Origin of the sequence: Mesorhizobium sp. M0954 (assembly GCF_040319155.1) — a bacterium.
GTDB lineage: Bacteria > Pseudomonadota > Alphaproteobacteria > Rhizobiales > Rhizobiaceae > Mesorhizobium.
The window spans coordinates 1-23,673 of the sequence record NZ_JAMYNR010000044.1 but is presented as its reverse complement, the minus strand read 5'-3'; the positions used below and the strand labels follow the sequence as shown (position 1 = coordinate 23,673).

Genomic DNA, 23,673 nt, shown 5'->3' with positions numbered 1-23,673 from the left:
TTCCATCAGTCCTCGATGCTGCGCGTCATCGTCCGCGTTTCCTCGGAACGCAGACTCAGTGCAGCCACCAGTACAAAAAATGACAGAAAGCGCCGTCCAGAGGCAGACCGTCTTTGGGATTATGACTTTGGTCTAATGTGCAGTGCGAAATAGAAACGACGGTGCGGTCAGCCTTTGAGAGCTTCGAGCAGCGTGACTGCCGCCATCATGTCGCGCTTGCGGGCCGCGCGGTGCGCGACGGCCTCGGCATCATGGCCCCATTGCTCGGCCTGCCAGTCCTCGTCGACATGACCGGCAGCCCAGGCCGCCTCGCCGTCGAGCTCGCCGAAGTCGACGGCCAGCGCCAGCAGCGCCGATCCGGTCAGCGACGTCATGACGTGGATGGCGGCAAGGCGCAGCGGATCGGCACGTTGGGCAAGATGCTGGCCAAGCAGCGCGATACTCTCGCGCGGCTGTTCGACATGGATCACGCCTTCGGCAAGATGGAACCGGGCGCCGAGAGCGCTGCGCACCCAGTCGATGACCGGATCCCAAAGCTCGTTCTGCCGGTCGACGAGTCCTTGGGGCGCATCGGCGCGGTAGCAGAGCAGATCGGACGAGGCAAAGCGCAGGATGTCCTCCAGCACGGCCTGGGGATCACTGGCGACGCCATCGATTGCCGTATTGACCAGACGCATCACCGGCATCGTCACCGGGTTGATGGTCTCCTCCTGTGCGGCGAATTCCTCGGCGACCAGAGCAGCCGCCTTTTCGGTCGGCAGCGCCAGCAGCGCCTTGGCCGGCGTGCGGACGGGCTTGCCATCGAGATGGACGGCAAAACCGTCTTCGACCGGTGCTACCGCGACGGTCTTGTAGAAGCGCTTCGGCAGCGGCGTCTTCATCTGGATCTGGGCGCGACGCACCGGGTCCGGATCGGAGAGCTGCTTTCCAGCTTCGAGGTCGTTCAATATATCGCGCATGCTCATCCGGGACTTTGTTTTCGGACCGGCCGGTTGACGATGATGAGACCAGCCGCGATCAGGGCGAGTGCCAGGAAGATACGAACGGTCAGCGGCTCATTCAAGAACACGGCGCCGCACAGCACACCAAACACCGGCGACAGGAAAGTGAAGCTCGACAGTCCAGATGCAGGGTAGCGCCGCAGCAGCCAGAACCACAGCACATAGGTGAAGGCGACGACGTAGACGGCCTGGAACAACAGCGCCAAGGTCGGCAGAACGGCAAAGCTGCGGACCGGCGGCCCGGCAAAAGGCATCACCAAAATGCCGATGACGGCGGCCCCGGCCAGCTGATAGAGCAGCAGCTTTTCGGCGCTGGCCGTCACCAGCTTCGACCGCTTGATGACGATATTGGTCACGGCCCACAGAATGCCGGCACCGAGACTGAGCAAATCGCCGCCCAATGTTGCGCCGCCATTGGCGCTCAGTTTATCCGAAAACACCGCGATCAGTCCGGCGAAAGCGAGCAGAAGACCAACGAGCTTGCGTACCGTGATGCTTTCGCCCAGCAGGAAATGACCGCCGACCAGCATCCAGAACGGCATGGTGTTGACCAGCAAAGTGTTGCGCACGACAGTGGTGTGCTCGAGCCCGACATAGAGAAACAGGAACTCGAGACCGAAAAGCGCGCCTGCCAGAATGCCGGCGACGAGGGTCTTGTCGGGCGTGAACAGCGCAATGCCGCGCCAGCGGCACCAGCCGAAAACACACAGGCCGCCGATCACCGACCGTGCGATCGACAGGAAAATGGGATCGTAGCCGGCGTAGGAGATCTTGGCGGCGACGTAGTTCAGCCCCCAGGAAAAAGTCAACCCAACCATGATGGCGGCTGCCGCCAGATCGACCGCGTCACGGCGGTCGAGGGTTTCTGTGGCGACGCCCACCAGCGCTAGTCCTCGGCACTCTGCTCGTCGAAACCGAGCAGGTTCCAGCTCTGGCGCATATGCGGCGGCATCGGTGCGGTGACGTCGACAAAGCCCTTGTCGGGATGTGGGATAACGATGCGGCGCGCGTGCAGATGCAGCCGGTTCTGCATGCCGCCTGGAAAATCCCAATTGGTGTCGGCCTCGAAATATTTGGGGTCGCCGATGATCGGGCAACCGATATGGGCGGCATGGACGCGAAGCTGGTGGGTGCGCCCGGTATAGGGTTCCATTTCCAGCCAGGACAGGGTCTGCGCCGCCTGCTCGACTATGCGGTAATAGGAGACGGCGTGATCGGCGCCCTTTTCGCCATGCTTGGCGATACGCACACGATCGCCGTCGGGCGTCGATTCCTTGATCAGCCAGGTCGAGATCTTGTCCTCGCGCTTCGGCGGCACGCCCTTGACCAGCGCCCAGTAGGTTTTCTTCGTCTCACGCGCCCGGAACGCTTCGGCGAGCTTCATGGCGGCGAGCCTTGTACGGGCGACAACCAGCACACCCGACGTGTCGCGGTCGAGCCGGTGCACCAGGCGCGGCTTCTCGCCCTTCTGGTTGCGCCAGGCTTCCAGCATGTCGTCGACATTGCGGGTGACGCCCGAGCCGCCCTGCACTGCCAGGCCGGCCGGCTTGTTGAAGACGAAGACCTTCGGGTCCTCATGGATCAGCATCTTTGCCAAAACGTCGGCGTCGCCCTGGTTGCGGATCGAATGACCGGTGAGCGGGCTTTCACCTTTCTTGTCGACTTCGAGCGGTGGCACACGCACCGTCTGGCCGGCTTCGACGCGGGTATCGGCCTTCACCCTGCCGCCGTCGACGCGGATCTGGCCGGAACGCAGCAGCTTCTGCAGATGACCGAAACCGAGACCGGGGAAATGGCTCTTGAACCAGCGATCGAGCCGCATGCCCGCCTCGCCGGCGTCCACTGTGATCTGTTCAACGCCTGCCATGATTCCAATCGCCGTTTTGCAGGCATGCAACGGCATTCGCCGGTACCCGCAATCTCACTCGCTTATTCGTTGTCGGTTCCATATTGCAGAACCTGAACTTTCTCCAGCGTAATCAAACCACTTGTCATGATTGTTTCAAGCACGGGCAGGAAAGCGGCCAATTTTTCCTCGTCATCGACGATCTCGATGACGAGTGGCAGATCCTCCGATAGGCGGAGGATCTTCGTGGTGTGAAGCCGGCTGGAATGGCCGAACCCCATCGCGCCGCGCAGGACGGTCGCGCCGGCTATCTGCATTTCGCGGGCCCTCAGCACAATAACCTCATACAGCGGACGGCCATCTGCCCTGTCGTTTTCGCCGATAAAGATGCGCAGCAATTGTGCCTGTGTTGGTATCTTCATTGCCTGGACCCTCTCAGCCGGTTGAGCCGAACTGCAAAGATGTGGCCAAGCCAGACGGCGGCAAGCCAGGCCACCACGGAGATCGCGATATTGAGTCCCGCGGCCACAAACCTCCCGCCTTGCGCGAGGATGAGTGTTTCAAGGCTGAAAGCGGAGAAGGTCGTCAGGCCGCCGCAGAAGCCGGCCATGAAGAATTGACGTTGCAGCGGACCGGCGAAGACGCGACCATCCGGTCCCGTCAATGTCGCGTAGAAGCCGATGAGGAACGAGCCAACAAAATTGACGAGGAGCGTGCCGAAGGGAAATCCAGCGCCCCACAGGGCAGTGCTCGTCGATGAGGCAAGCGCCCGCAACACACCGCCGATCATGCTGCCTGCGGCCACGGTCGCATAGAGCCGAACCGTTTCGTTGGTTCTGCGACGGCCAATGAGGCGCGCCGCATGCCCTGCCGCGGCAGTGTCCGTCCCGTCGTGGCGGAGCTTCCGCGGGCCGCTCACCGCGCCCCGCTGCCAATCAGAAGACTTCCGGCGGCAAAGCCCAGCGTCACGCCGCCGAGGCTCAGAAAAACCGAAAGCAGCACATTTCCGCCGGCGCGCCGCCATTCGCCCTCGCGCGCCAGCGCCAGCGTCTGCAGGCTGAAGGAAGAAACCGTGGTATAGCAGCCGAGGCCGCCGGTAACGGTAAAGGCCCAGATGGCGGGCATGCCGTCGCGCGCCACCGCATGCGCAACGACACCGATTGCAAACGCTCCCGAGACATTGACGGCCATAGTGCCCCAGGGAAAGGTCTCGCCGACCCGGCGGGCGACGAAGCCGGACAGGAAGAAGCGGGCCATTGCACCGATCGCGCCACCAAGGCAGACAAGCAACAGATAATACATCGTGCTCCCTCGCGCCGGTCACACCACGGTGTCAGGCGGCTCCGGCCTTCTTCGGCTTGCTGGAGCCGATCATCTTCCAGTTCTTGTAGAACATGGCATTGATGCGCTCGACGCTGACCGAAACGATGGCGAGAAGAGCGGCGATCAGGCCGGGAAATGGCGATGGCCGGATGATGTCCATGAACACGCAGTAGCGGCGCCCATCATATTCGTTGACCGATCGGTGCAGCAGCGTGTCGTCGAAAATATAGAGCGGATTGTCGTGCCAGTAGTTCCTGGCGTTGTTGCACTCGACGAAAACCTCGGCCTTCACCGGGAGAAGATTGTAGAGAATGCGCAGGCTGAGCCGCAGCGGTCCGAAATGCCAGGAGGTCGATTCCCTGCCCCTGAACACCGACACGGCGATGGTCTTGATGTATTTGAAATCCTTGTTGAATTCGGCAACGTTGTCGATTTTGTGCTTGCCATACCACTGGTAGACATACATGCCGCGCCGGCCGCTGCCGAAATTGGCGTCGATATCGGCGATGATCTCGTCCTTGCGCGCTTTGAAGACGTCCAGAACCTCGTTGACCTCACGCTGATAGTCCGGAGGAAACTGGTCCAGTTTCCAGACACCGCGGTTTCTGTAGCACAGCAGATCGACCAGCAGATTGAAGGGCGAAAGCAGCCAGGTGAAGATGCCGTTGCCGAGGAAATAACCACTGAACAGGGCCCAGTTCTTGTTGTCGTTGCGCAACACGTCGATCAGGCCGAGGACAATGAAAATTGTCGTCAGGATGGGAATGAAATAGAAGCCGAGCGCCAGCAGCGGGATCGCTATGGCGAACTTCCGGAGGGTCTTGCGAGTTCTTTTTGTCATTTTTCCACGCGCCAAGCGCGATTCCGTTCTGAATATCGTCGGTACGTTTCTGGCCTGTCCGCCGGCCGAAGGCGCACCTTGATAGGGTTTTTTATCCCGCCAGACAACGGCGATCACACCAGTGTGCGACTGGCAGCTACTTTTCCCGCTCGCTGCGCAGCTTCGCCCAATAATCCAGCCGCTTCCTGATATCGCGCTCGAAGCCGCGCTCGGGCGGGTCGTAGAATGTCTGCCTTCCCATCTTCTCCGGAAAATAGTCCTGGCCGGAAAAAGCGTCGGGCTCGTCGTGGTCGTAGCGATAGCCGGCGCCGTAATCTTCCTGTTTCATCAGCTTGGTCGGAGCATTGAGAATGTGCTTGGGCGGCAGCAGCGAACCGAATTCCTTCGCCGCCTGTGTGGCGGCCTTGAACGCGGTATAGACTGCATTGGATTTCGGCGCGGTGGCGAGATAGACGGTCGCCTCGGCGAAGGCCAGTTCGCCCTCGGGCGAGCCCAGATAGTCATAGGCGTCCTTGGCGGCGTTAGCGACGACGAGCGCCTGCGGGTCGGCCAGCCCGATATCCTCCATCGCCATGCGCACCAACCGGCGCCCGAGATAAAGCGGATCTTCGCCGGCGTCGAACATGCGGGCGAGATAGTAGAGTGCCGCGTCGGGGTCGGAGCCGCGCACCGATTTGTGCAAGGCGGAGATCAAATTGTAGTGGCCGTCCTGTCCCTTGTCGTAGATCGGCGCGCGGCGCTGGACGATGCGCTGCAGAGCTTCGGCGCCGAACACCTCCTTTGATTTCGCTGCGCGCCAGACCTCTTCGGCGAGCGTCAGCGCCGCGCGGCCGTCGCCGTCGCTCATGCGGATGAGCATCGCCCGCGCGTCTTCATCGAGCGGCAGCGCCCTGCCCTCTGCCTCTTCGGCCCGCGCCAGCAGCTTGGCGATACTGTCCTCGCCGAGTGAGTGAAAGACCAGCACACGCGCGCGCGACAAAAGCGCGGCGTTAAGCTCGAAGGATGGATTCTCCGTGGTGGCGCCGACCAGCACGACGGTGCCGTCTTCCATCACGGGCAGAAAACTGTCCTGCTGGGCGCGGTTGAAGCGATGGATCTCGTCGACGAACAGCAGCGTCTGGCGGCCGTTCGAGCGGCGCAGCTTCGCTGCCTCGAACACTTTCTTCAGGTCGGCAACGCCGGAAAACACGGCCGAGATCTGTTCGAAGGCGAGGCTTGTCTCGCCGGCAAGCAGCCGTGCGACCGTTGTCTTGCCGGTGCCGGGCGGGCCCCAGAAGATCATCGAGCCGAGCGAGCCGGAGCCGATCAGCCGCGTCAGCGCGCCGTCGGGTCCGGTCAGATGCTCCTGGCCGACGACCTCGCCGAGGTTCTTCGGGCGCAGACGGTCCGCCAGCGGCCTGCCGGGCGGCGTCTTTTCCGGTTCGTCGACTGTGAACAGATCGGCCATGCAACTTCTTCTGCCTGGAGTCCGATCATGCTGACGGTCGGGCTCAGTAACGCAACACCTGGCGCAGTATCTGCCCGCCGCGCTCGACGGTAAAGCGCCACCAGCGCGTATCCTGCTGGGCTACCTGTTCCAGGGTCGCCGCCTTGTCGATCGTCAGGCCATTGACCTCACGCACGATGTCGCCTGGCTGGAAGCCAAAATCGGCAGCAGGCGAATCGCGGTTGATGTCGACCACGGTGACGCCTTTGACATCGGTGCGCAGACCGAGCCGTTGGGCAAGCCGTGGCGACAGTTCAGCAACCTTGGCACCGGAGAACGGGCTGCGGCCGCGCAATGTGAGTTCCGCAGCTTTGGCGCCCTCAGGCGGCCGTTCCAGCGCGATGTCCATCGTCGCCTGCTGACCCTTGCTCAGAACGCCGAAGCTGGCATTCGTACCAATCGACAGCGTCGCCATCCGGTAGTCCAGCGCCCCGACGCTCTCGACCGGCTTGCCGTTGAGCGACAGCACTACGTCGCCCGGCTTGAGCCCTGCCTTGGCGGCGGGTCCCGCCTCTTCGACCGAAGAAACCAGCGCACCGGTCGGTTTGTCCATGCCGAGCGATTCGGCAATCTGCGGCGTCACCGCCTCGAACTCGGCACCGGCATACGGCCGCTCGAAGAAGTCGAGCCCGGCCTTGGCCGCGTCGGCGAAGGCGCGAACCATGTTCGAAGGGATGGCAAAGCCGATGCCGATCGAGCCGCCGCTACGGCTATAGATCGCCGTGTTGATGCCGATCAGCTGCCCTCCCATGTTGACCAGCGCGCCACCGGAATTGCCGGGGTTGATGGCGGCGTCGGTCTGGATGAAGAAGCTGGAATCGGAGACGCCGATATGGCTGCGCGCCACGGCCGAAATGATGCCGCTGGTGGTGGTCTGGCCGACACCGAACGGATTGCCGATCGCCAGCACCAGATCACCGACCTCGAGCGCGTCGGAATCGCCGATAGCGATCACCGGGAACGGCTTGTCAGAAGAAATCTTGAGCACGGCGAGGTCGAGCGTCTCATCCTTGAGCAGCACCTTGCTGTCGAATTCGCGCCCGTCGGCGGTCGCTACCTTGACCTGGTCAGCGTTCTTGACGACGTGGAAATTGGTGACCACGACGCCAGTGGGATCGACCAGCACCCCCGAACCGAGCGAAGACTGCGCGCGCGGCTGCGAGCGGCCGAAGAACTCCTCGAAGAACGGATCGCCGTCGAAGGGCGACGTCACCTTGGCGGTTTGCGAGGCGTAGACATTGACCACGGCCGGCGCTGTCTGCTTGACCAGCGGCGCGAAGGACAGTTGCACCTCCTCGCGGCCGAACGGCACGCGCTTGTCGGGGCCGGAAGTGGCGTTTTCGCCTTCGACGCCATGCAATAGATCCGTCAGCACGTCGGACAAACCGGGGTCTGGCTTGTTCTCCTCCGCCAGCGCGTGCCTGGCCGCCGGCACGATGGCCAGCGCCATCAAGGCGCAGATCAGAACAAGGGACAGCCGTTTAACGCGCATTCCGAATCCTCCAAGTCGGGCGCCATTGTCCTGACGATTGTGCAAAATGAAAGGCTAAGCCGCTGAAATCCGATTATTTTGGGCGGCAAAGCGGTTATAGGTCGAGGTGAAACCGGAAAGCCGTGTCGGCAAATGAAAAAACAGCTCGTTTCACTCCGTGATTTTTTGATGACCGGCACTTTGGGGCCTGTTATCCCCGGCATGAAAATGATCGAAATTGCCGAAGCGTTCGGCGCGCCGGATGATTGGATCACCAAGTATGCCGAGACGATTCCCGTCTATTGGATATATGGTCAGCTCGAAGCTTCCTTTGATAACGAGCCGCCTCACGATCTGAATTGGTTTCAGATCGAACATGTGCATGCCATCCGCGGCAAGACCGAGCGCATAACCGACCAATTTGCTCTTTCAATGGATGGGTTCGACAGCAGAACAAAGCCATCGGAATTCCTGAACGCGGGCCTGTGGACACCAGAAGAAGCTATGGTCTTCTACATCGCATCGAGGAACGACATCGACCTGAACATCTGCGCGGGTCCGATCCAGATTTATTTCCGCGTTGATACCGACTTCATCGAAGATCGGGACGCCGAAAAATATCTGAACGGCGTGACTGTGTCCCAATTGATAAGCGATATCGATCACCGAACGGAGATCGACAGTGTTTATTCCTATTCGCATCCCGCAATCGAGCAAATAGCAAAGGCGATTGATTGGAAGTCAATAAGCGGAAGAAACTACCTCACCTTTGCTCGGCAAGAGGTAGCCGCCCCAATGAAAAAGGGGCCGCAGGCCCCTTAAACTCACTCAGAAAAGCCAAGCCTTATGCGGCTGCGGCTTCCTCTTCGGTGCCTTCGGCCTCGATGCGGGCGCGATCGCCGGCGCCCTTGGCAGAGGTGTCGCGGTCGACGAATTCGATGACGGCCATTGCGGCATTGTCACCGTGGCGGAAGCCGGCCTTCATGATGCGCAGATAGCCGCCGTTGCGGGTGGCGTAGCGCGGCGCGATGGTATCGAACAGGCGCTTGACGACGCCTTCATTGCCGATCTGGGCAATAACCTGGCGGCGGGCGTGCAGGTCGCCGCGCTTGCCGAGCGTCACCAGCTTTTCGACGATCGGACGCAAATCCTTCGCCTTCGGCAGCGTGGTGAGGATCTGCTCGTGCTCGATAAGCGACACGGCAAGGTTGGCAAACATCGACTTGCGATGGCTTATGCTGCGGGCGAACCGGCGGCCTTTAAATCCGTGGCGCATGGCTCTTCTCCTTCATTGCGGTTTCAAGAGGCCTGAGCCTCAGTTGGTTAGCCGCATGATCTTGTCCGAAAAGTCTGCAACTTTTTGCTGCGCTGACCTTCGGTTCGGGATCATGCTTAATATTGATCTTCGTAACGCTTGGCGAGGTCTTCGATGTTTTCCGGCGGCCAGTCCGGCACTTCCATGCCGAGATGAAGGCCCATCGCCGCCAGGACTTCCTTGATCTCGTTCAGCGATTTGCGGCCGAAGTTCGGGGTGCGCAGCATCTCGGCTTCGGTCTTCTGGATCAGATCGCCGATATAGACGATGTTATCGTTCTTCAGGCAGTTGGCCGAACGCACCGAAAGCTCGAGTTCGTCGACCTTCTTGAGCAGCGCCGGGTTGAAGGCAAGCTCGGTAACCTGTTCGGCAGCGACTTCCTTCTGCGGCTCGTCGAAATTGACGAACAGGCCGAGCTGGTCCTGCAGGATGCGAGCGGCGAAGGCCACCGCGTCCTCGCCCGAAATCGAACCGTCGGTCTCGATGGTCATGGTCAGCTTGTCATAGTCGAGAACCTGGCCCTCGCGGGTGTTCTCGACCTTGTACGAGACCTTCTTGACCGGCGAATACAGGCTGTCGACGGGGATCAGCCCGATCGGCGCGTCCTCGGCGCGGTTACGGTCGGCCGGCACATAGCCCTTGCCGGTATCGACGGTGAATTCCATGCGGATTTCAGCGCCTTCGTCCAACGTGCAGATGACGTGGTCGGGATTGAGGATCTCGACGTCGCCGACCGTCTGGATGTCGCCGGCGAGAACCGCGCCCGGTCCCTGCTTGCGGACGACCATGCGCTTGGGGCCGTCGCCTTCCATGCGGATGGCGATTTCCTTGATGTTCAAAACGATGTCGGTCACGTCCTCGCGGACGCCGGCGATGGACGAGAATTCATGCAGAACGCCGTCGATCTGCACGGCGGTTACAGCCGCGCCACGCAGCGAAGACAGAAGCACGCGGCGCAGCGCGTTGCCTAGGGTGAGGCCGAAGCCGCGCTCGAGCGGCTCGGCGACCAGCGTGGTCAGCGTCTTCTTCTTCGACGAGAACTCGATCTTGTTCGGCTTGATCAGTTCTTGCCAATTTTTCTGGATCATAGTGCTTTCCTTCCGTTGTCCCGCCACCATCCAATCGTGGCGGGCGACCTGGAATGCCGTGGAGGAGCGCCCTTGAGGCGCTCGCGCGGCGTTCGGTAAATTCTTTAGACGCGGCGCTTCTTGCGCGGACGGCAGCCGTTGTGCGGGATCGGCGTCACATCACGGATCGAGGTGATGGTGAACCCTGCTGCCTGCAGTGCGCGCAACGCCGATTCACGACCGGAGCCGGGTCCACAGACCTCGACCTCGAGCATGCGCATGCCGTGTTCCTGAGCCTTCTTGGCAACATCTTCGGCAGCCATCTGGGCAGCGAAAGGGGTCGACTTGCGCGATCCCTTGAAGCCTTGTGCTCCGGCCGACGACCAGGCAATCGAATTGCCCTGTGCGTCGGTGATGGTGATCATCGTGTTGTTGAAGGTCGAATTGACGTGGGCAACGCCCGACGAGATATTCTTGCGTTCGCGACGGCGAACACGAGCGGCTTCCTTGGCCATGATAGTCCTTTCAGTTGATCTCTACACCGCCGTAATGCCAGCGGCTCCACCAGGGAGAAGGCAGTAGGGGAATATGGCAGTAGGGCAGTATGTCTGCCGTCCCTATTGCCTTACTGCCCTACCCCCTTACTGCCCTAAATTACTTCTTCTTTCCGGCAATCGACTTGGCCGGGCCCTTACGGGTGCGCGCATTGGTGTGCGTGCGCTGGCCACGAACCGGCAGCGAGCGACGGTGACGCAGGCCGCGGTAGCAGCCGAGGTCCATGAGCCGCTTGATGTTCATCGACACTTCGCGGCGCAGGTCGCCCTCGACCTGGTAGTCGCGGTCGATGGTCTCGCGGATCTGCAGCACTTCCGCGTCGGTCAGTTGGTTGACGCGGCGCTCGGCCGGGATGCCGACCTTGTCGACGATCTCCTGGGCGAACTTCTTGCCAATGCCATGAATGTATTGAAGCGCAATGACAACGCGCTTGTTGGTCGGAATGTTGACGCCGGCTATACGAGCCATGTTCTTCTCTTCTCCATATAGGCCGGGCGAGCCGGCGCTTCAAGTTGCCCCGCGTCCGGTGGAGGCCGGCCCTTGCGGGAGTTTCCAGTTCAAAGCGGCCTGCCTTGCCCTTGCGGACAAGCAAGCCTCATGCCTGATAGGAAGACGGGCCGCCATACCCCAGCGGACCGCTCCAGTCAAGCGCAATCGTTCGATTCTCTAGCCGGCCGCCTGGCCAACCCGCCGGGTCGTCGCCCTGAGCACCGCCTCGATCTGCTGCGTCACCGCATCGATGTCGGCCATGCCATCGACGCCCCTGAGTTTACCCTTGGCGTAGTAGTAGCCGATCAGCGGCGAGGTTTTCTTGTAATATTCCCTCAAGCGTTCTTCGAACACCGCTGGACTGTCGTCCTTGCGCACCGGCAGGCCTGCGGCCTTGGCTTCTTCGGCTCGCTTGACGATTCGGCCAACCAGCGCCTTGTCGTCGACGACAAATTCGATGACCGCGTCTAGCTCCAGTCCGCGATCCGACAGCATTTCCTCAACGGCGTCCGCTTGCACCAGAGTTCGGGGATACCCGTCAAGGATGAAGCCGTTTGCGCAATCAACTTGATCGATGCGCTCGGCCACAATGGCGTTGACGATAGCGTCGGACACCAGTTCGCCAGCGTCCATCACCGCTTTGGCGCGCTTGCCGACTTCCGTGCCGGCCTGAACAGCAGCACGCAGCATGTCCCCCGTGGAAAGCTGTGGGATGCCGTGTCGTTCTACCAGTCTCAGTGCTTGTGTCCCCTTGCCCGCCCCCGGCGGTCCAAGCAATATCAACCTCATCTGGCCTTTTTCCCCCCGCGCAGCTTCGACTTCTTGATCAGGCCCTCATACTGGTGCGCGATCAGGTGACCCTGAATCTGCGCCACCGTATCGAGCGTTACACTGACCACGATCAGGAGCGAAGTGCCACCAAGGTAGAACGGTACGCCAGTCGCTGAAATCAGGAACTCGGGCAGCAGACACACCAGCACCAGATAGATGGCGCCGACGACGGTGATGCGGGTGAGCACATAGTCGATATAGTCCGCGGTGCGCTCGCCCGGGCGATAGCCCGGGATGAAGCCCGAATGCTTCTTCAATTGGTCGGCGGTGTCCTTCGGGTTGAAGACGATCGCCGTGTAGAAGAAGGCGAAGAACACGATCATCGCCGCGTAGAAGGCCATGTAGAGCGGCTGGCCATGACCGAGCGACGCCAGGATGGTGCTGGCCCAAGCGGGCATGTTCGTCGTCTGCGAGAAACCGGCGACGGTCGCCGGCAGCAGCAATAGCGACGAAGCGAAGATCGGCGGAATGACGCCGGATGTGTTGAGCTTCAGCGGCAGATGCGAGGTATCGCCCTGGAACATGCGATTGCCGACCTGGCGCTTGGGGTACTGAATCAGCAGGCGGCGCTGGGCGCGCTCGAAAAAGACGATCAGGCCGATAACGATAATGGCGAGCACGATGATCGCCAGGATCAGGCCGGTCGACAGCGCTCCGGTGCGGCCTAGCTCCAAGGTACCGGAGATGGCGCGCGGCAGGCCGGCGACAATGCCGGAGAAGATGATCAGCGAAATGCCGTTGCCGATGCCGCGGGCGGTGATCTGCTCGCCGAGCCACATCAGGAACATGGTGCCGCCGACCAGCGTGACGACGGTCGAGATGCGGAAAAAGATGCCGGGATCGTTGACGATGCCGTTTCCGCCCTCGAGCCCGACCGAAATGCCGTAGGCCTGGACCAGCGCCAGAAGCACGGTCCCGTAGCGCGTATACTGGTTGATAATCTTGCGGCCCTGCTCGCCTTCCTTCTTCAGCGCTTCCAGCGACGGAATGACCGAGGTCATAAGCTGCATGATGATGGAGGCGGAGATATAGGGCATGATGCCGAGGGCAAAGATCGCCATGCGCTGCACGGCACCGCCTGCAAACATATTGAACATGCCAAGCACGCCCTTGCTCTGCGACGAGAAGGCGTGGGCAAAGGCGTCCGGATTGATGCCGGGCAGCGGGATATAGGTGCCAAGACGGTAGACGAGCAGCGCGCCGATGGTGAACCAGATGCGCTTCTTCAGATCCTCGGCTTTGGCGAAGGCCGAAAAATTCAGATTCGAGGCTAGTTGTTCAGCAGCCGAAGCCATGCCTGATTCTCCGCTTGGTCACGCTCGATGCCCGCAGCTCAGGCGGCGCGTGTCACCGAAACTCACGAGATAAGCTCCGGACTGCAAACATGCAAGCGGCCGCGTTGATGCGGCCGTCACATCTATCGGATCAAAGCACGACCGCAGGCAAAACCGAATTCCACCTTTGCCGGCCGTGCTTCAAATTGCCGTTACTCGGCGGCTGCCTTCTCAGGCAGCTTCACCGAGCCGCCGGCCTTTTCGATCTTCTCGATCGCGGCCTTGGAGGCTCCGGCCACGTCGAAGGCAAGCTTGGCCTTGATGTCGCCGTCTGAAAGGATGCGCACGCCGTCCTTGACGCGACGGATGACGCCAGCCGCAACCAGCGCCTCGGCCGTTACAACTGTCTTGGGGTCGAGCTTCTTGGCATCGAGCGCCGCCTGGATGCGGGCCAGCGACACGACGGTGAAGCTCTTGGCGAAGATATTGTTGAAGCCGCGCTTCGGCAGGCGGCGGTAGAGCGGCATCTGGCCACCCTCGAAGCCGTTGACGGCGACGCCGGAGCGCGCCTTCTGGCCCTTGACGCCGCGACCGGCGGTCTTGCCCGAACCGGAGCCGATGCCACGGCCGAGACGCTTCTTGGAGTGCGTCGCGCCGTCCTTGTCACGCAGATCATTGAGTTTCATCTGGGTTCTCCTGCGCTCTGGTTCAGCCCTCGTCCACGACGCGGACGAGATGCTGGACGGCAGCGATCATGCCGCGCACCGAGGGCGTATCCTCCAGCGTGCGCTGCTTGTGCATCTTGTTGAGGCCGAGGCCGACCAGCGTTGCGCGCTGCTCCTTCGGCCGGCGGATCGGCGAACCGATCTGCTCGACGGTGATGGTCTTGGTTGCTTTCTTGGCCATGGTCAAATCCCTGGTCAGCGTCGACTATTCTTCAGCCGCAACGGCGGTGCCGCGGCGGGCCTGAAGGGTCGAATACTTGATGCCGCGCGCTGCAGCCACATCCTTCGGATGCATCTGGCTCTTCAGCGCGTCGAACGTGGCACGAACCATGTTGTAGGGGTTCGAAGAACCCATCGACTTGGCGACCACGTCATGCATGCCGAGCGTTTCGAAAACGGCGCGCATCGGGCCGCCGGCGATGATGCCGGTACCTTGCTTGGCGGCGCGCAGCAGAACGCGTCCCGCGCCCCAGCGTCCCTCGACGTCGTGGTGCAGCGTGCGGCCTGAGCGCAGCGGCACGAAGATCATGTCGCGCTTGGCCGATTCGGTCGCCTTGCGGATCGCCTCCGGCACTTCGCGCGCCTTGCCGTGGCCGAAGCCGACGCGGCCCTTCTGGTCGCCGACGACAACAAGTGCCGCAAAGCCGAAGCGCCGGCCGCCCTTGACGACTTTGGCGACACGGTTGATGTGGACGAGCTTGTCGACCATGCCGTCGTCGCGCTCTTCGCGATCACGGCCGCGGCCGCCATCCCTACGTTCCTGTGCCATATCCTGTTCCTTGTTTTTTTCCGGAAGCACGGTTGATGATGATATCCGGCGCCTCTGTGGGTCGCCGGGGGCGAAAACTCTTTTTCCTTCGCATGATCTTATCCGAAAAGTCTGCAACTTTTCGGAATCATGCTCTAGAAGCTCAGACCACCTTCACGGGCAGCCTCGGCCAGCGCCTTGACACGGCCGTGGTAGATGTAGGCGCCGCGGTCGAAGACGACTTCCTTGACGCCGGCCTTCGAGGCACGCTCGGCGATCAGCTTGCCGATGGCAGCGGCCGCCGCCGTGTCGGCGCCGGTCTTGAGCGAACCCTTGAGCTCCTTCTCGAGCGTCGAAGCAGCCGCGATCGTGTGGCCCTTGGCGTCATCGATCACCTGGACGTAGATGTTCTTCGATGTGCGATGGACCGACAAGCGCGGACGATCGCCGGCAACCTTCTTGATCTGGCGGCGGACGCGCTGGGCGCGGCGTTGGGTGGATTCTTTCGAGCCCATGATATCAGTTCCTTGCCTTCAAAAAACGGGGGCGACCATATGCGGTAGGACAAGCCTCCCGCGACCGCTCCCCGCGGCGTTAAAATTACTTCTTCTTGCCTTCCTTGCGGACGATCTTCTCGCCAGCATAGCGGACACCCTTGCCCTTGTAGGGCTCGGGGCTGCGATACTCGCGGATCTCGGCGGCGACCTGGCCGACCTGCTGCTTGTCGATGCCGGTCACCGTGATTTCCGTCGGCTTCGGCACCGAAATCGTCACGCCCTGCGGCGTCTCGTAGACGACGTCATGGCTGAAGCCGAGCGCCAGCTGCAGGTTCTTGCCCTGCATGGCGGCACGATAGCCGACGCCGGTGATCTCGAGCTTCTTTTCGAAGCCGTCCTTGACGCCCTGCAGGATGTTGACGATCTGCGTGCGCGACATGCCCCACTTGGAACGGGCAGTCTTGGTCTGGTCGCGCGGCTGGACAGCGATCTCGCTGCCTTCCATCTTGACCAGCACTTCGTCGTTCACCACGAACTTCAGCTCGCCCTTCGGACCCTTCGCCGTCACGGTCTGGCCGTTGACTGTCGCGGTCACGCCCTGCGGCAGCGAAACGGGTTTCTTTCCAATACGAGACATTTTGTTGTCCTCGTCACTTCTCTTGTTTCAGGTCTCGGCTTTCGGGACTAGATCCCGAAAACCTGTTTCCAACCGGGTCACATACCAGATCAGAAGATCTGGCAGAGGATTTCCCCGCCGACATTCTGTTCACGCGCTTCGTGGTCGGCCATCACGCCCTTCGGCGTCGAAAGGATGGCGATGCCGAGGCCGTTGGCGACGTGCGGTATCGACTTGGCCGAAACGTAGACGCGGCGGCCGGGCTTCGAGACCCGAGCGATTTCGCGCACCACCGGCGCACCATCGAAATACTTCAGCTCGATCTCGATTTCGGACTTGCCGTTGTCGAAGTCGGTCTGGCTGTAGTCGCGGATATAGCCTTCCGCCTTCAGCACGTCGAGGACGCGGGTACGCAGGCGCGAGGCCGGCGTCGAAACGCTCGACTTCTTGCGGCCATATGCGTTGCGGATGCGGGTCAGCATATCGCCGAGAGGATCGCTCAATGACATGTTATGTCCTCCTTACCAGCTCGACTTGACCAGGCCCGGGATCTGGCCGTTATTGCCGAGATCACGAAGCGCGATACGCGATACTTTGAGCTTGCGATAATAGGCACGCGGACGTCCGGTGACTTCGCAGCGGTTGCGGATGCGGGTCTTGGCCGAGTTGCGCGGCAGCGCCGAAAGCTTCAGCTGGGCGCGGAAGCGCTCTTCCATCGGCTTGGACTGATCCATGATGATCGCCTTGAGCACCTCGCGCTTGGCAGCGAACTGGTCCGCAAGCTTGCGGCGCCTGTTGTTCTTCTCGACTGAGCTGGTCTTTGCCATTTCAGATTTTTCCTTTTCTCGCTGCCGTTACTGGCGGAAGGGGAAGTTGAAGGCCTTGAGCAATGCCCTGGCTTCGTCGTCCGTCTTCGCAGTCGTACAAACGATGACGTCCATGCCCCAGATCTGATCAACCTTGTCGTAGTTGATCTCCGGAAACACGATGTGTTCCTTGATGCCCATGGCATAGTTGCCACGGCCATCGAAGCTCTTCGGATTAAGTCCGCGGAAGTCGCGGACGCGCGGCAGTGCGATGTTCACGAGGCGGTCGAGGAACTCGTACATGCGTTCCTTGCGCAGCGTGACCTTGGCGCCGATCGGCATCTTCTCGCGGACCTTGAAGCCGGCGATCGAGTTGCGGGCGCGGGTGACGACGGCCTTCTGGCCGGCGATCATCGCAAGGTCTTCCGCCGCGATCGAAGGCTTCTTCGAATCGCCGGTCGCCTCGCCGACGCCCATGTTCAGCACGATCTTGTCAATGCGCGGAACCTGCATCTCGTTCTCGTAGCCGAACTGCTCCTGCAGCGCCTTGCGGATGGTCTCGTTGTAGACCTGCTTGAGGCGCGGCGTGTTCTGGGCAGTTGCCTGCTTGGTTTGAGCCTTAGCCATTGATGACTTCTCCCGAGCGCTTGGCGACGCGCACCTTCTTGCCGTCCTTCTGGAAGATGAAGCCGACGCGGGTCGGCTTGCCATCCTTGGGGTCGGCCAGCGCGATGTTCGACAGCTGGATCGGCGCTTCCTTGGTGATGATCCCGCCCTCTTGGGACTGGGACTGCTTCTGGTGACGACGGATCAGGTTGACGCCGCGCACCAGCGCGGTGTCGTCCTTCGGCTGTACCGAGAGGACTTCGCCCGAACGGCCCTTGTCCTTGCCGGCCAGCACGACGACCTTGTCGCCTTTTCTAATCTTCTGCATTGGTCCGGCTCCTTACAGCACTTCAGGCGCGAGCGAGATGATCTTCATGTGGTTCTTGGCGCGGAGTTCGCGCGGAACCGGTCCGAAGATACGCGTGCCGATCGGCTCTTTCTTGTTGTCGACGAGAACGGCTGCGTTCTTGTCGAAACGGATCACGCTGCCGTCCGGGCGGCGGATGTCCTTGGCCGTGCGAACCACGACCGCCTTCATCACATCGCCCTTCTTGACGCGGCCGCGCGGGATGGCTTCCTTGATCGACACCACGATGATGTCGCCCACGGAAGCGTATTTCCGCTTCGAGCCGCCCAGCACCTTGATGCACATGACACGACGGGCGCCGGAATTATCCGCGACGTCGAGGTTTGTTTGCATCTGAATCATGACTGGCCGCCTTCTTCTTTTCTAACGGGACGGGTTTCTCACCCCTCCCCGGTCTGTCCAAAATTCGTTTCGTTGGCCCTGATCAGGCCTGGTCCGAAGACACCACGACCCAGCGCTTGTCCTTGGAAATCGGCTTCGATTCCTGGATGAACACCTGATCGCCGACCTTGTGGGCGTTGTTCTCGTCGTGCGCCTTGTACTTCTTGGTCATGCGCACGGTCTTCTTCATCACGGGATGCGTGAAGCGCCGTTCGACCTTGACGACAACCGTCTTCTCGTTCTTGTCGCTGACGACGGTGCCCTGCAGAATGCGCTTTGGCATGGTTTTCGTCCTTAAGCCTTCTTGGCCGCGGACTTTTCCGCAGCGATGGTCTTGATACGCGCAATGTCCTTGCGGACCTGCCTCACGCGCGCGGTCTTCTCAAGCTGGCCGGTGGCCTTCTGGAAGCGCAGGTTGAACTGCTCCTTCTTCAGGCTGGCCAGGTCGTCGGTCAGCTGGTCCTGGGTCTTGGTCCGGATGTCTTCGGCTTTCATGATCAGCCCGTCCTTATTCTGCGATGCGCTGTACGAAGCGCGTCCTGACCGAGAGCTTGGCCGCGCCGAGACGCAGCGCCTCACGGGCGGTTTCCTCGTTGACGCCGTCGATCTCGAACATGATGCGGCCCGGCTTGACGCGTGCCGCCCAGTAGTCGACCGCGCCCTTGCCCTTACCCATACGGACTTCGGTCGGCTTCGACGTCACCGGCACGTCCGGGAAGATACGGATCCACACGCGGCCGGCACGCTTCATCTCGCGGGTGATCGCGCGGCGGGCCGCCTCGATCTCACGCGCGGTGACGCGGTTCGGCTCAAGCGCCTTCAGCCCGAAACCGCCGAAATCCAGGTTGGTGCCGCCCTTGGCGGTACCGTGGATGCGGCCCTTGAACTGCTTGCGGAACTTTGTGCGCTTTGGCTGCAGCATCGTTCTAACTCCAAATTCCTAAATGTCTTACGCGTTTTCGCGACGGCGACCGCGTTCGCGCTCACCACCACCGCCATGCGCATGATCGCCCTCGGTGGCGCGGCGCTCCGAAGCCATCGGGTCGTGCTCGAGGATTTCGCCCTTGAACACCCAGACCTTGACGCCGCAGATGCCGTAGGCCGTATTCGCCTCGGCCGTGCCGTAGTCGACGTCGGCACGCAGCGTATGCAGCGGCACGCGGCCTTCACGATACCATTCCATGCGCGCGATCTCGGCGCCGCCGAGACGGCCGGCGCAGTTGATGCGGATGCCTTCGGCACCGAGGCGCATCGCCGACTGCACGGCACGCTTCATGGCGCGGCGGAACGCGATGCGGCGCTCGAGCTGCTGGGCGATCGACTGGGCGACCAAGGTCGCGTCGATCTCCGGCTTGCGCACTTCGACGATGTTCAGATGCGTCTCGGACTTGGTCATCTCCATCAGCTTCTTGCGAAGCTTCTCGATGTCGGCGCCCTTCTTGCCGATGATCAGGCCCGGACGCGCCGCATGGATGGTGACGCGGCACTTCTTGTGCGGACGCTCGATCACGACTTTCGAGATCGCAGCCTGCTTGAGTTCCTTCTCAAGATATTTGCGGATCTTGATGTCCTCGTGCAGCAGCTTGCCGTACTCGCCGGTGTTCGCGAACCAGCGCGAATCCCAGGTGCGGTTGATGCCGAGACGCAGACCGATCGGATTGACTTTCTGGCCCATTATGCGGCCTCCCCTTTTTCTTCGACTTCACGAACGACGATCGTGAGGTGCGAGAACGGCTTCTCGATACGGCTGGCGCGCCCACGGCCACGGGCATGGAACCGCTTCATGACGATCGACTTGCCGACATAGGCTTCCGCCACGATCAGCGCATCGACGTCGAGGTCGTGGTTGTTTTCCGCGTTGGCGATCGCCGATTCCAGCGTCTTCTTGACCGTGCCGGAAATCCGCTTGGCCGAGAATTCGAGGTCGGAAAGCGCTGTCGCGACCTTCTTGCCGCGGATCAGCGCGGCAACCAGGTTCAGCTTCTGCGGGCTGATACGGATCGTGCGCAACACGGCGCGCGCTTCGTTGTCAGCAAGCCTGCGCGGAGCTTTGGCCTTGCCCATGATTATTTCCTCTTCGCCTTCTTATCCGCGCCGTGACCGTAATAGGTCCGGGTCGGAGCGAATTCACCGAACTTGTGACCGACCATGTCCTCGTTCACCGAGACGGGAACGTGCTTCTGGCCGTTGTAGACACCGAAGGTGAAGCCGACGAACTGCGGCAGGATGGTGGAGCGGCGGCTCCACATCTTGATCACCTCATTGCGACCACCTTCACGAACCTTGTCCACCTTCTTCAGAAGGTAGCCGTCGATGAAGGGGCCTTTCCAAATCGAACGAGTCACTTGGCGTTACCTCTTCTTAGCTCTTGCGCTGATGGCGCGAGCGCAGGATGAACTTGTCGGTCGCCTTGTTGGACCGCGTCTTCTTGCCCTTGGTCGGCTTGCCCCAGGGCGAAACCGGATGGCGGCCACCCGAGGTGCGGCCTTCGCCGCCGCCATGCGGATGGTCGACCGGGTTCATGGTCACGCCGCGATTGTGCGGACGTTTGCCGCGCCACACGGTGCGGCCTGCCTTGCCGTCATTGATGTTGCCGTGGTCCGGGTTGGACACGGCGCCGACAGTGGCCATGCAGGAGCCGTGGACGACACGCTGCTCGCCCGAATTGAGGCGCAGGATCGCCATGCCCTGGTCGCGGCCGACGAGCTGGCCATAACCGCCGGCCGAACGGGCGACCTGAGCGCCCTTGCCGGGCTTCAGCTCGATATTGTGGACGATCGTGCCGACCGGCATCGAGGCCAGCGGCATCGCGTTGCCCGGCTTCACGTCGACCGATTCACCGGCCACGATCTTGTCGCCGGGAGCCAGACGCTGCGGGGCGATGATGTAGGACAGCTCGCCATCGTCATACTTGATCAGCGCGATGAAGGCGGTGCGGTTCGGATCGTACTCGATACGCTCGACCGTGCCGACGACGTCGAACTTGCGGCGCTTGAAGTCGATGATGCGGTAGGTGCGCTTGTGACCGCCGCCGATGAAGCGGGCTGTGATGCGGCCGTAATTGTTGCGGCCGCCCGACTTGGTCAGGCCCTCGGTCAGACCCTTGACGGGCTTGCCCTTGTAGAGGCCCGAGCGATCGACGATGACCAGCTGACGGGTGCTCGGCGTTACCGGGTTGAATTTTTTCAGTGCCATTGTTCTGTCCTCGCGACCTTGCTCAGAGACCCGTCGCGACGTCGATCGACTGGCCTTCGGCCAGCGTCACAACCGCCTTCTTGACGTCGCTCTGGCGGCCGATCGCGCCGCGGAAGCGCTTGATCTTGCCCTTGCGGACAAGCGTGTTCACGGCCATCACCTTGACGCCGAACAGCGCTTCGACGGCGGCCTTGATTTCCGGCTTCGACGCCTTCTTGGCGACATTGAAGACGACCTGGTTCTGCTCGGAAGCCATGGTCGACTTTTCAGTGATCGCCGGCGAGACGATCACGTCGTAATGACGAAGGTCGGTCATTTGAAGCGCTCCTCGAGAGCCTCGACGGCGGCCTTGGAAAGGACCAGCGTGCCGCGGCGCAGAATGTCGTAGACGTTGATGCCCTGGATGGGCAGCACGTCGATGTTCGGGATGTTGGTCGCCGCCAGCTTGAAGTTCTTGTCAAGCTCGGCGCCGCCGATCACCAGGGCGTTGCTCAGGCCCAGCGTCGCGAAATTCGCGATCAGCGCCTTGGTCTTGGCCTCGGTCAGCTTCAGCTCGTCGATGATGATGATCGACGCGCTCTTGGCCTTGGCCGAGAGGGCATGCTTCAGGCCGAGCGCACGCACCTTCTTAGGCAGATCGTGCTCGTGGCTGCGCACGACCGGGCCGTGGGCCTTGCCGCCGCCGCGGAACTGCGGAGCGCGAGCCGAATGGTGGCGGGCGCGGCCTGTACCCTTCTGCTTGTACATCTTGGCGCCGGTGCGGGCGATTTCCGCGCGACCCTTGGCCTTGTGCGTGCCCTGCTGCTTCTTGGCAAGCTGCCAGCGCACGACGCGCTGCAGGATGTCCTCGCGCGGATCGAGGCCGAAAATCTCTTCGGAGAGCTTCAGCTTGCCGGCGTCCTTGCCGCCAAGCGTTGTAATCTTGAGGTCCATTATTCCGCTCCCTCTGTGGCCGGGGCCTCGTTCGTGGCGGCACCGTCAGTCGCAAGGGCGCGGATCGCGGCGGGCTTCGGCGCATTGGCCGGAAGCGCCACCTTGGCCGCGTCGCGGACCAGGATCCATGCACCCTTCGAACCCGGGACCGCACCGCGGATCAGGATCAGGCCGCGATCGGCGTCGGTCGAGACGACCTCGACATTCTGCGTGGTGACGCGGGTGTCGCCCATGTGGCCGGCCATATGCTTGCCCTTGAACACCTTGCCCGGATCCTGGCGCTGGCCGGTCGAGCCGTGTGTACGGTGCGACACCGAGTTGCCGTGTGTTGCGCGGCCGCCACCCATGTGGTGCCGCTTGATGACGCCCTGGAAGCCCTTGCCGATCGTGGTGCCCGTCACATCGACCTTCTGGCCGACGACGAAGTGCTCGACAGTGATCTCGGCGCCAACATCGATCATGTTGTCGGCAGAGACGCGAAACTCGGCAACCTTGGCCTTGGGCTCGACGGAAGCGGTCGCGAAATGGCCGCGCATCGCCTTCGACGTGTTCTTCACTTTGGCAAGGCCAACGCCGAGCTGGACGGCGGTATAGCCGTTCTTCTCCTGCGTGCGCTGCGCCACGACCTGGCAGTTCTCCATCTGGAGAACAGTGACGGGAACATGTTCCCCGGCATCGTTGTAGATGCGGGTCATTCCCACCTTCTTTGCAATCACACCTGAACGCATCGGTTCAATTCCTTTAGAGTTCCCTGTCGGGGCTGTCGCCCCTCCACGCCTCTTGTTCCTTCAGAGTTCCGGGTCGCCCCGCTGACCTCTGGTTCCTTACAGCTTGATCTCGACGTCGACACCGGCGGCCAGGTCGAGCTTCATCAAAGCATCGACCGTCTGCGGGGTCGGGTCGACAATGTCGAGCAGACGCTTGTGCGTGCGCATCTCGAACTGCTCGCGGCTCTTCTTGTCGACGTGAGGCGACCGGTTGACCGTGAACTTTTCGATCCGCGTCGGCAGCGGAATGGGGCCGCGGACGTTGGCGCCGGTGCGCTTGGCGGTCGACACGATTTCCCGTGTCGAGGCGTCGAGCACCCGGTGATCAAACGCCTTCAGGCGGATGCGGATATTCTGTCCGTTCATGCGTCACTTCCTTGTTCTGGCGCGGCGCGGGCAGCGCCCGCGACAGATCGGTTTAAGTCCAAATTACTCTGTGATGGTGACGACGATGCCGGCACCGACGGTGCGGCCGCCTTCACGGATGGCGAAGCGCAGCTTCTCTTCCATGGCGATCGGCACGATCAGCTCGA

General features: G+C 61.7%; 38 protein-coding genes. 1 reads left to right on the top strand and 37 read right to left on the bottom strand.

What is annotated here, in order from left to right; translation table 11 throughout:
• Positions 1 to 167: 167 nt before the first annotated feature.
• From NKH93_RS32070 to NKH93_RS32030, 9 genes are all read right to left on the bottom strand, one after another.
• Entirely contained in the window at positions 168 to 959 is a 792-nt protein-coding gene (locus NKH93_RS32070; RefSeq protein ID WP_352919803.1) for an ATP12 family chaperone protein, read from the bottom strand.
• Between the two features lie 2 nt (positions 960 to 961).
• Positions 962 to 1,819, bottom strand: a complete 858-nt coding sequence (locus NKH93_RS32065) for a DMT family transporter (RefSeq protein ID WP_502896534.1) — start codon at positions 1,817 to 1,819, stop codon at positions 962 to 964.
• A 68-nt stretch (positions 1,820 to 1,887) separates the two neighbouring features.
• Positions 1,888 to 2,868: an RluA family pseudouridine synthase gene (locus tag NKH93_RS32060; protein WP_352975291.1), complete on the bottom strand. Its 981-nt coding sequence runs from the start codon at positions 2,866 to 2,868 to the stop codon at positions 1,888 to 1,890.
• Positions 2,869 to 2,930: 62 nt separating this feature from the next.
• On the bottom strand, positions 2,931 to 3,269 hold the full coding sequence (locus NKH93_RS32055) for a DUF190 domain-containing protein (RefSeq protein WP_352451038.1): 339 nt from the start codon (positions 3,267 to 3,269) through the stop codon (positions 2,931 to 2,933).
• Complete coding sequence (locus NKH93_RS32050; RefSeq protein ID WP_352766955.1) at positions 3,266 to 3,637, bottom strand: CrcB family protein; 372 nt, start codon at positions 3,635 to 3,637, stop codon at positions 3,266 to 3,268. Before NKH93_RS32050 ends, NKH93_RS32055 begins: the two co-directional genes overlap by 4 nt.
• 125 nt (positions 3,638 to 3,762) lie before the next feature.
• Positions 3,763 to 4,149, bottom strand: coding sequence for a fluoride efflux transporter CrcB (gene crcB / locus NKH93_RS32045; protein ID WP_352822252.1), 387 nt, complete (start codon positions 4,147 to 4,149; stop codon positions 3,763 to 3,765).
• Positions 4,150 to 4,180: 31 nt separating this feature from the next.
• A complete protein-coding gene (locus NKH93_RS32040; protein ID WP_352614176.1) occupies positions 4,181 to 5,011 on the bottom strand; it encodes an aspartyl/asparaginyl beta-hydroxylase domain-containing protein in 831 nt (276 codons plus the stop codon).
• 136 nt (positions 5,012 to 5,147) lie between these two features.
• Positions 5,148 to 6,458: a replication-associated recombination protein A gene (locus NKH93_RS32035; protein ID WP_352975278.1), complete on the bottom strand. Its 1,311-nt coding sequence runs from the start codon at positions 6,456 to 6,458 to the stop codon at positions 5,148 to 5,150.
• 43 nt (positions 6,459 to 6,501) lie between these two features.
• The gene (locus NKH93_RS32030) at positions 6,502 to 7,989 is read right to left on the bottom strand and encodes a DegQ family serine endoprotease (RefSeq protein ID WP_352541987.1); all 1,488 of its coding nucleotides are present in this window, start codon (positions 7,987 to 7,989) and stop codon (positions 6,502 to 6,504) included.
• Between the two features lie 132 nt (positions 7,990 to 8,121).
• Here NKH93_RS32030 and NKH93_RS32025 point away from each other — a divergent pair, with 132 nt between their 5' ends.
• Positions 8,122 to 8,790 carry a hypothetical protein gene (locus NKH93_RS32025; protein WP_352975271.1) on the top strand — a complete coding sequence of 223 codons (669 nt, stop codon included), beginning with the start codon at positions 8,122 to 8,124 and terminating at the stop codon, positions 8,788 to 8,790.
• A gap of 22 nt (positions 8,791 to 8,812) precedes the next feature.
• Here the strand turns inward: NKH93_RS32025 and rplQ are convergent, their stop codons facing one another.
• The 28 genes from rplQ to NKH93_RS31885 all read right to left on the bottom strand — a co-directional run.
• The gene (gene rplQ, locus NKH93_RS32020; protein ID WP_023675127.1) at positions 8,813 to 9,244 is read right to left on the bottom strand and encodes a 50S ribosomal protein L17; all 432 of its coding nucleotides are present in this window, start codon (positions 9,242 to 9,244) and stop codon (positions 8,813 to 8,815) included.
• A gap of 116 nt (positions 9,245 to 9,360) precedes the next feature.
• The gene (locus tag NKH93_RS32015) at positions 9,361 to 10,371 is read right to left on the bottom strand and encodes a DNA-directed RNA polymerase subunit alpha (RefSeq protein ID WP_023675128.1); all 1,011 of its coding nucleotides are present in this window, start codon (positions 10,369 to 10,371) and stop codon (positions 9,361 to 9,363) included.
• 104 nt (positions 10,372 to 10,475) lie between these two features.
• A complete protein-coding gene (gene rpsK, locus NKH93_RS32010) occupies positions 10,476 to 10,865 on the bottom strand; it encodes a 30S ribosomal protein S11 (protein WP_006205444.1) in 390 nt (129 codons plus the stop codon).
• A gap of 139 nt (positions 10,866 to 11,004) precedes the next feature.
• A complete protein-coding gene (rpsM, locus tag NKH93_RS32005; protein ID WP_006205445.1) occupies positions 11,005 to 11,373 on the bottom strand; it encodes a 30S ribosomal protein S13 in 369 nt (122 codons plus the stop codon).
• 198 nt (positions 11,374 to 11,571) lie between these two features.
• A complete protein-coding gene (locus tag NKH93_RS32000; protein ID WP_352975263.1) occupies positions 11,572 to 12,183 on the bottom strand; it encodes an adenylate kinase in 612 nt (203 codons plus the stop codon).
• On the bottom strand, positions 12,180 to 13,520 hold the full coding sequence (secY, locus tag NKH93_RS31995) for a preprotein translocase subunit SecY (RefSeq protein ID WP_352471807.1): 1,341 nt from the start codon (positions 13,518 to 13,520) through the stop codon (positions 12,180 to 12,182). Before secY ends, NKH93_RS32000 begins: the two co-directional genes overlap by 4 nt.
• Before the next feature lie 191 nt (positions 13,521 to 13,711).
• Positions 13,712 to 14,185 carry a 50S ribosomal protein L15 gene (gene rplO, locus NKH93_RS31990; RefSeq protein WP_352975256.1) on the bottom strand — a complete coding sequence of 158 codons (474 nt, stop codon included), beginning with the start codon at positions 14,183 to 14,185 and terminating at the stop codon, positions 13,712 to 13,714.
• A gap of 22 nt (positions 14,186 to 14,207) precedes the next feature.
• Positions 14,208 to 14,405, bottom strand: a complete 198-nt coding sequence (gene rpmD, locus NKH93_RS31985) for a 50S ribosomal protein L30 (protein WP_006205449.1) — start codon at positions 14,403 to 14,405, stop codon at positions 14,208 to 14,210.
• Between the two features lie 24 nt (positions 14,406 to 14,429).
• On the bottom strand, positions 14,430 to 14,993 hold the full coding sequence (rpsE, locus tag NKH93_RS31980; RefSeq protein ID WP_006333394.1) for a 30S ribosomal protein S5: 564 nt from the start codon (positions 14,991 to 14,993) through the stop codon (positions 14,430 to 14,432).
• Positions 14,994 to 15,127: 134 nt separating this feature from the next.
• The gene (gene rplR / locus NKH93_RS31975; RefSeq protein WP_023675132.1) at positions 15,128 to 15,487 is read right to left on the bottom strand and encodes a 50S ribosomal protein L18; all 360 of its coding nucleotides are present in this window, start codon (positions 15,485 to 15,487) and stop codon (positions 15,128 to 15,130) included.
• Positions 15,488 to 15,572: 85 nt separating this feature from the next.
• Positions 15,573 to 16,106 (bottom strand): 50S ribosomal protein L6, encoded by a 534-nt coding sequence (gene rplF, locus NKH93_RS31970; RefSeq protein ID WP_023675133.1) that lies wholly within the window; start codon positions 16,104 to 16,106, stop codon positions 15,573 to 15,575.
• 89 nt (positions 16,107 to 16,195) lie between these two features.
• Positions 16,196 to 16,594, bottom strand: a complete 399-nt coding sequence (gene rpsH / locus NKH93_RS31965; RefSeq protein WP_006205453.1) for a 30S ribosomal protein S8 — start codon at positions 16,592 to 16,594, stop codon at positions 16,196 to 16,198.
• A 12-nt stretch (positions 16,595 to 16,606) separates the two neighbouring features.
• Complete coding sequence (rpsN, locus tag NKH93_RS31960) at positions 16,607 to 16,912, bottom strand: 30S ribosomal protein S14 (protein WP_352451046.1); 306 nt, start codon at positions 16,910 to 16,912, stop codon at positions 16,607 to 16,609.
• Positions 16,913 to 16,939: 27 nt separating this feature from the next.
• On the bottom strand, positions 16,940 to 17,518 hold the full coding sequence (gene rplE, locus NKH93_RS31955) for a 50S ribosomal protein L5 (protein ID WP_008875670.1): 579 nt from the start codon (positions 17,516 to 17,518) through the stop codon (positions 16,940 to 16,942).
• Positions 17,511 to 17,825 carry a 50S ribosomal protein L24 gene (rplX, locus tag NKH93_RS31950; protein ID WP_254817150.1) on the bottom strand — a complete coding sequence of 105 codons (315 nt, stop codon included), beginning with the start codon at positions 17,823 to 17,825 and terminating at the stop codon, positions 17,511 to 17,513. The genes rplE and rplX overlap by 8 nt, the downstream gene beginning before the upstream one ends.
• Before the next feature lie 12 nt (positions 17,826 to 17,837).
• Entirely contained in the window at positions 17,838 to 18,206 is a 369-nt protein-coding gene (rplN, locus tag NKH93_RS31945; protein WP_006205457.1) for a 50S ribosomal protein L14, read from the bottom strand.
• 82 nt (positions 18,207 to 18,288) lie between these two features.
• Positions 18,289 to 18,528 (bottom strand): 30S ribosomal protein S17, encoded by a 240-nt coding sequence (gene rpsQ, locus NKH93_RS31940; protein WP_023675136.1) that lies wholly within the window; start codon positions 18,526 to 18,528, stop codon positions 18,289 to 18,291.
• 11 nt (positions 18,529 to 18,539) lie between these two features.
• Positions 18,540 to 18,740 (bottom strand): 50S ribosomal protein L29, encoded by a 201-nt coding sequence (rpmC, locus tag NKH93_RS31935; RefSeq protein WP_006205459.1) that lies wholly within the window; start codon positions 18,738 to 18,740, stop codon positions 18,540 to 18,542.
• A 13-nt stretch (positions 18,741 to 18,753) separates the two neighbouring features.
• Positions 18,754 to 19,167, bottom strand: a complete 414-nt coding sequence (gene rplP / locus NKH93_RS31930) for a 50S ribosomal protein L16 (protein WP_006205460.1) — start codon at positions 19,165 to 19,167, stop codon at positions 18,754 to 18,756.
• Positions 19,168 to 19,194: 27 nt separating this feature from the next.
• Positions 19,195 to 19,920: a 30S ribosomal protein S3 gene (rpsC, locus tag NKH93_RS31925; protein WP_023675137.1), complete on the bottom strand. Its 726-nt coding sequence runs from the start codon at positions 19,918 to 19,920 to the stop codon at positions 19,195 to 19,197.
• Positions 19,920 to 20,309, bottom strand: a complete 390-nt coding sequence (rplV, locus tag NKH93_RS31920; protein ID WP_006205462.1) for a 50S ribosomal protein L22 — start codon at positions 20,307 to 20,309, stop codon at positions 19,920 to 19,922. The genes rpsC and rplV overlap by 1 nt, the downstream gene beginning before the upstream one ends.
• A gap of 2 nt (positions 20,310 to 20,311) precedes the next feature.
• Positions 20,312 to 20,590 carry a 30S ribosomal protein S19 gene (gene rpsS, locus NKH93_RS31915; RefSeq protein ID WP_006205463.1) on the bottom strand — a complete coding sequence of 93 codons (279 nt, stop codon included), beginning with the start codon at positions 20,588 to 20,590 and terminating at the stop codon, positions 20,312 to 20,314.
• 16 nt (positions 20,591 to 20,606) lie between these two features.
• Positions 20,607 to 21,440: a 50S ribosomal protein L2 gene (gene rplB, locus NKH93_RS31910; RefSeq protein WP_023675138.1), complete on the bottom strand. Its 834-nt coding sequence runs from the start codon at positions 21,438 to 21,440 to the stop codon at positions 20,607 to 20,609.
• A 22-nt stretch (positions 21,441 to 21,462) separates the two neighbouring features.
• Positions 21,463 to 21,756 carry a 50S ribosomal protein L23 gene (locus NKH93_RS31905; RefSeq protein WP_352975227.1) on the bottom strand — a complete coding sequence of 98 codons (294 nt, stop codon included), beginning with the start codon at positions 21,754 to 21,756 and terminating at the stop codon, positions 21,463 to 21,465.
• On the bottom strand, positions 21,753 to 22,373 hold the full coding sequence (gene rplD / locus NKH93_RS31900; RefSeq protein WP_023675140.1) for a 50S ribosomal protein L4: 621 nt from the start codon (positions 22,371 to 22,373) through the stop codon (positions 21,753 to 21,755). Before rplD ends, NKH93_RS31905 begins: the two co-directional genes overlap by 4 nt.
• Positions 22,373 to 23,101 (bottom strand): 50S ribosomal protein L3, encoded by a 729-nt coding sequence (rplC, locus tag NKH93_RS31895; protein ID WP_352451050.1) that lies wholly within the window; start codon positions 23,099 to 23,101, stop codon positions 22,373 to 22,375. Before rplC ends, rplD begins: the two co-directional genes overlap by 1 nt.
• Before the next feature lie 96 nt (positions 23,102 to 23,197).
• On the bottom strand, positions 23,198 to 23,506 hold the full coding sequence (gene rpsJ, locus NKH93_RS31890; protein WP_006205468.1) for a 30S ribosomal protein S10: 309 nt from the start codon (positions 23,504 to 23,506) through the stop codon (positions 23,198 to 23,200).
• A 63-nt stretch (positions 23,507 to 23,569) separates the two neighbouring features.
• A partial coding sequence (locus tag NKH93_RS31885; RefSeq protein WP_502896533.1) for an EF-Tu C-terminal domain-related protein occupies positions 23,570 to 23,673 on the bottom strand: 104 nt, incomplete at its 5' end.

Bases quoted from the DNA above. Each gene is read 5' to 3' on its own strand.
- rpsK (WP_006205444.1), bottom strand. From the start codon at position 10,865: ATGGCCAAGGAAGCCGCTCGTGTTCGCCGTCGCGAACGCAAGAATATC.
- rpsM (WP_006205445.1), bottom strand. From the start codon at position 11,373: ATGGCTCGTATAGCCGGCGTCAACATTCCGACCAACAAGCGCGTTGTC.
- secY (WP_352471807.1), bottom strand. From the start codon at position 13,520: ATGGCTTCGGCTGCTGAACAACTAGCCTCGAATCTGAATTTTTCGGCC.
- NKH93_RS32035 (WP_352975278.1), bottom strand. From the start codon at position 6,458: ATGGCCGATCTGTTCACAGTCGACGAACCGGAAAAGACGCCGCCCGGC.
- NKH93_RS32070 (WP_352919803.1), bottom strand. From the start codon at position 959: ATGCGCGATATATTGAACGACCTCGAAGCTGGAAAGCAGCTCTCCGAT.
- NKH93_RS32030 (WP_352541987.1), bottom strand. From the start codon at position 7,989: ATGCGCGTTAAACGGCTGTCCCTTGTTCTGATCTGCGCCTTGATGGCG.
- rpsH (WP_006205453.1), bottom strand. From the start codon at position 16,594: ATGTCATTGAGCGATCCTCTCGGCGATATGCTGACCCGCATCCGCAAC.
- NKH93_RS32040 (WP_352614176.1), bottom strand. From the start codon at position 5,011: ATGACAAAAAGAACTCGCAAGACCCTCCGGAAGTTCGCCATAGCGATC.
- rplE (WP_008875670.1), bottom strand. From the start codon at position 17,518: ATGGCTAAGGCTCAAACCAAGCAGGCAACTGCCCAGAACACGCCGCGC.
- NKH93_RS32055 (WP_352451038.1), bottom strand. From the start codon at position 3,269: ATGAAGATACCAACACAGGCACAATTGCTGCGCATCTTTATCGGCGAA.
- NKH93_RS32050 (WP_352766955.1), bottom strand. From the start codon at position 3,637: ATGATCGGCGGTGTGTTGCGGGCGCTTGCCTCATCGACGAGCACTGCC.
- rplD (WP_023675140.1), bottom strand. From the start codon at position 22,373: ATGGACCTCAAGATTACAACGCTTGGCGGCAAGGACGCCGGCAAGCTG.
- NKH93_RS32015 (WP_023675128.1), bottom strand. From the start codon at position 10,371: ATGATCCAGAAAAATTGGCAAGAACTGATCAAGCCGAACAAGATCGAG.
- rpsQ (WP_023675136.1), bottom strand. From the start codon at position 18,528: ATGCCAAAGCGCATTCTGCAGGGCACCGTCGTCAGCGACAAGAACGAG.
- rpsN (WP_352451046.1), bottom strand. From the start codon at position 16,912: ATGGCAAAGACCAGCTCAGTCGAGAAGAACAACAGGCGCCGCAAGCTT.
- rplF (WP_023675133.1), bottom strand. From the start codon at position 16,106: ATGTCTCGTATTGGAAAGAAACCCGTTTCGCTGCCGCAGGGCGTGACC.
- rplC (WP_352451050.1), bottom strand. From the start codon at position 23,101: ATGCGTTCAGGTGTGATTGCAAAGAAGGTGGGAATGACCCGCATCTAC.
- rplP (WP_006205460.1), bottom strand. From the start codon at position 19,167: ATGCTGCAGCCAAAGCGCACAAAGTTCCGCAAGCAGTTCAAGGGCCGC.
- rplB (WP_023675138.1), bottom strand. From the start codon at position 21,440: ATGGCACTGAAAAAATTCAACCCGGTAACGCCGAGCACCCGTCAGCTG.
- rpmC (WP_006205459.1), bottom strand. From the start codon at position 18,740: ATGAAAGCCGAAGACATCCGGACCAAGACCCAGGACCAGCTGACCGAC.
- rpmD (WP_006205449.1), bottom strand. From the start codon at position 14,405: ATGGCCAAGAAAGCAACCAAGACCATCACCGTCGAGCAGATCGGTTCG.
- rpsE (WP_006333394.1), bottom strand. From the start codon at position 14,993: ATGGCACAGGAACGTAGGGATGGCGGCCGCGGCCGTGATCGCGAAGAG.
- NKH93_RS31905 (WP_352975227.1), bottom strand. From the start codon at position 21,756: ATGACCGACCTTCGTCATTACGACGTGATCGTCTCGCCGGCGATCACT.
- crcB (WP_352822252.1), bottom strand. From the start codon at position 4,149: ATGTATTATCTGTTGCTTGTCTGCCTTGGTGGCGCGATCGGTGCAATG.
- rplO (WP_352975256.1), bottom strand. From the start codon at position 14,185: ATGAAACTCAATGATCTGCGTGACAAGGACGGCGCGACGCACTCCAAG.
- NKH93_RS32060 (WP_352975291.1), bottom strand. From the start codon at position 2,868: ATGGCAGGCGTTGAACAGATCACAGTGGACGCCGGCGAGGCGGGCATG.
- rplQ (WP_023675127.1), bottom strand. From the start codon at position 9,244: ATGCGCCACGGATTTAAAGGCCGCCGGTTCGCCCGCAGCATAAGCCAT.
- rplV (WP_006205462.1), bottom strand. From the start codon at position 20,309: ATGGGCAAGGCCAAAGCTCCGCGCAGGCTTGCTGACAACGAAGCGCGC.
- rplN (WP_006205457.1), bottom strand. From the start codon at position 18,206: ATGATTCAGATGCAAACAAACCTCGACGTCGCGGATAATTCCGGCGCC.
- NKH93_RS32025 (WP_352975271.1), top strand. From the start codon at position 8,122: ATGAAAAAACAGCTCGTTTCACTCCGTGATTTTTTGATGACCGGCACT.
- rpsJ (WP_006205468.1), bottom strand. From the start codon at position 23,506: ATGAACGGACAGAATATCCGCATCCGCCTGAAGGCGTTTGATCACCGG.
- rplX (WP_254817150.1), bottom strand. From the start codon at position 17,825: ATGCAGAAGATTAGAAAAGGCGACAAGGTCGTCGTGCTGGCCGGCAAG.
- rplR (WP_023675132.1), bottom strand. From the start codon at position 15,487: ATGGGCTCGAAAGAATCCACCCAACGCCGCGCCCAGCGCGTCCGCCGC.
- rpsC (WP_023675137.1), bottom strand. From the start codon at position 19,920: ATGGGCCAGAAAGTCAATCCGATCGGTCTGCGTCTCGGCATCAACCGC.
- NKH93_RS32065 (WP_502896534.1), bottom strand. From the start codon at position 1,819: ATGGTTGGGTTGACTTTTTCCTGGGGGCTGAACTACGTCGCCGCCAAG.
- NKH93_RS32000 (WP_352975263.1), bottom strand. From the start codon at position 12,183: ATGAGGTTGATATTGCTTGGACCGCCGGGGGCGGGCAAGGGGACACAA.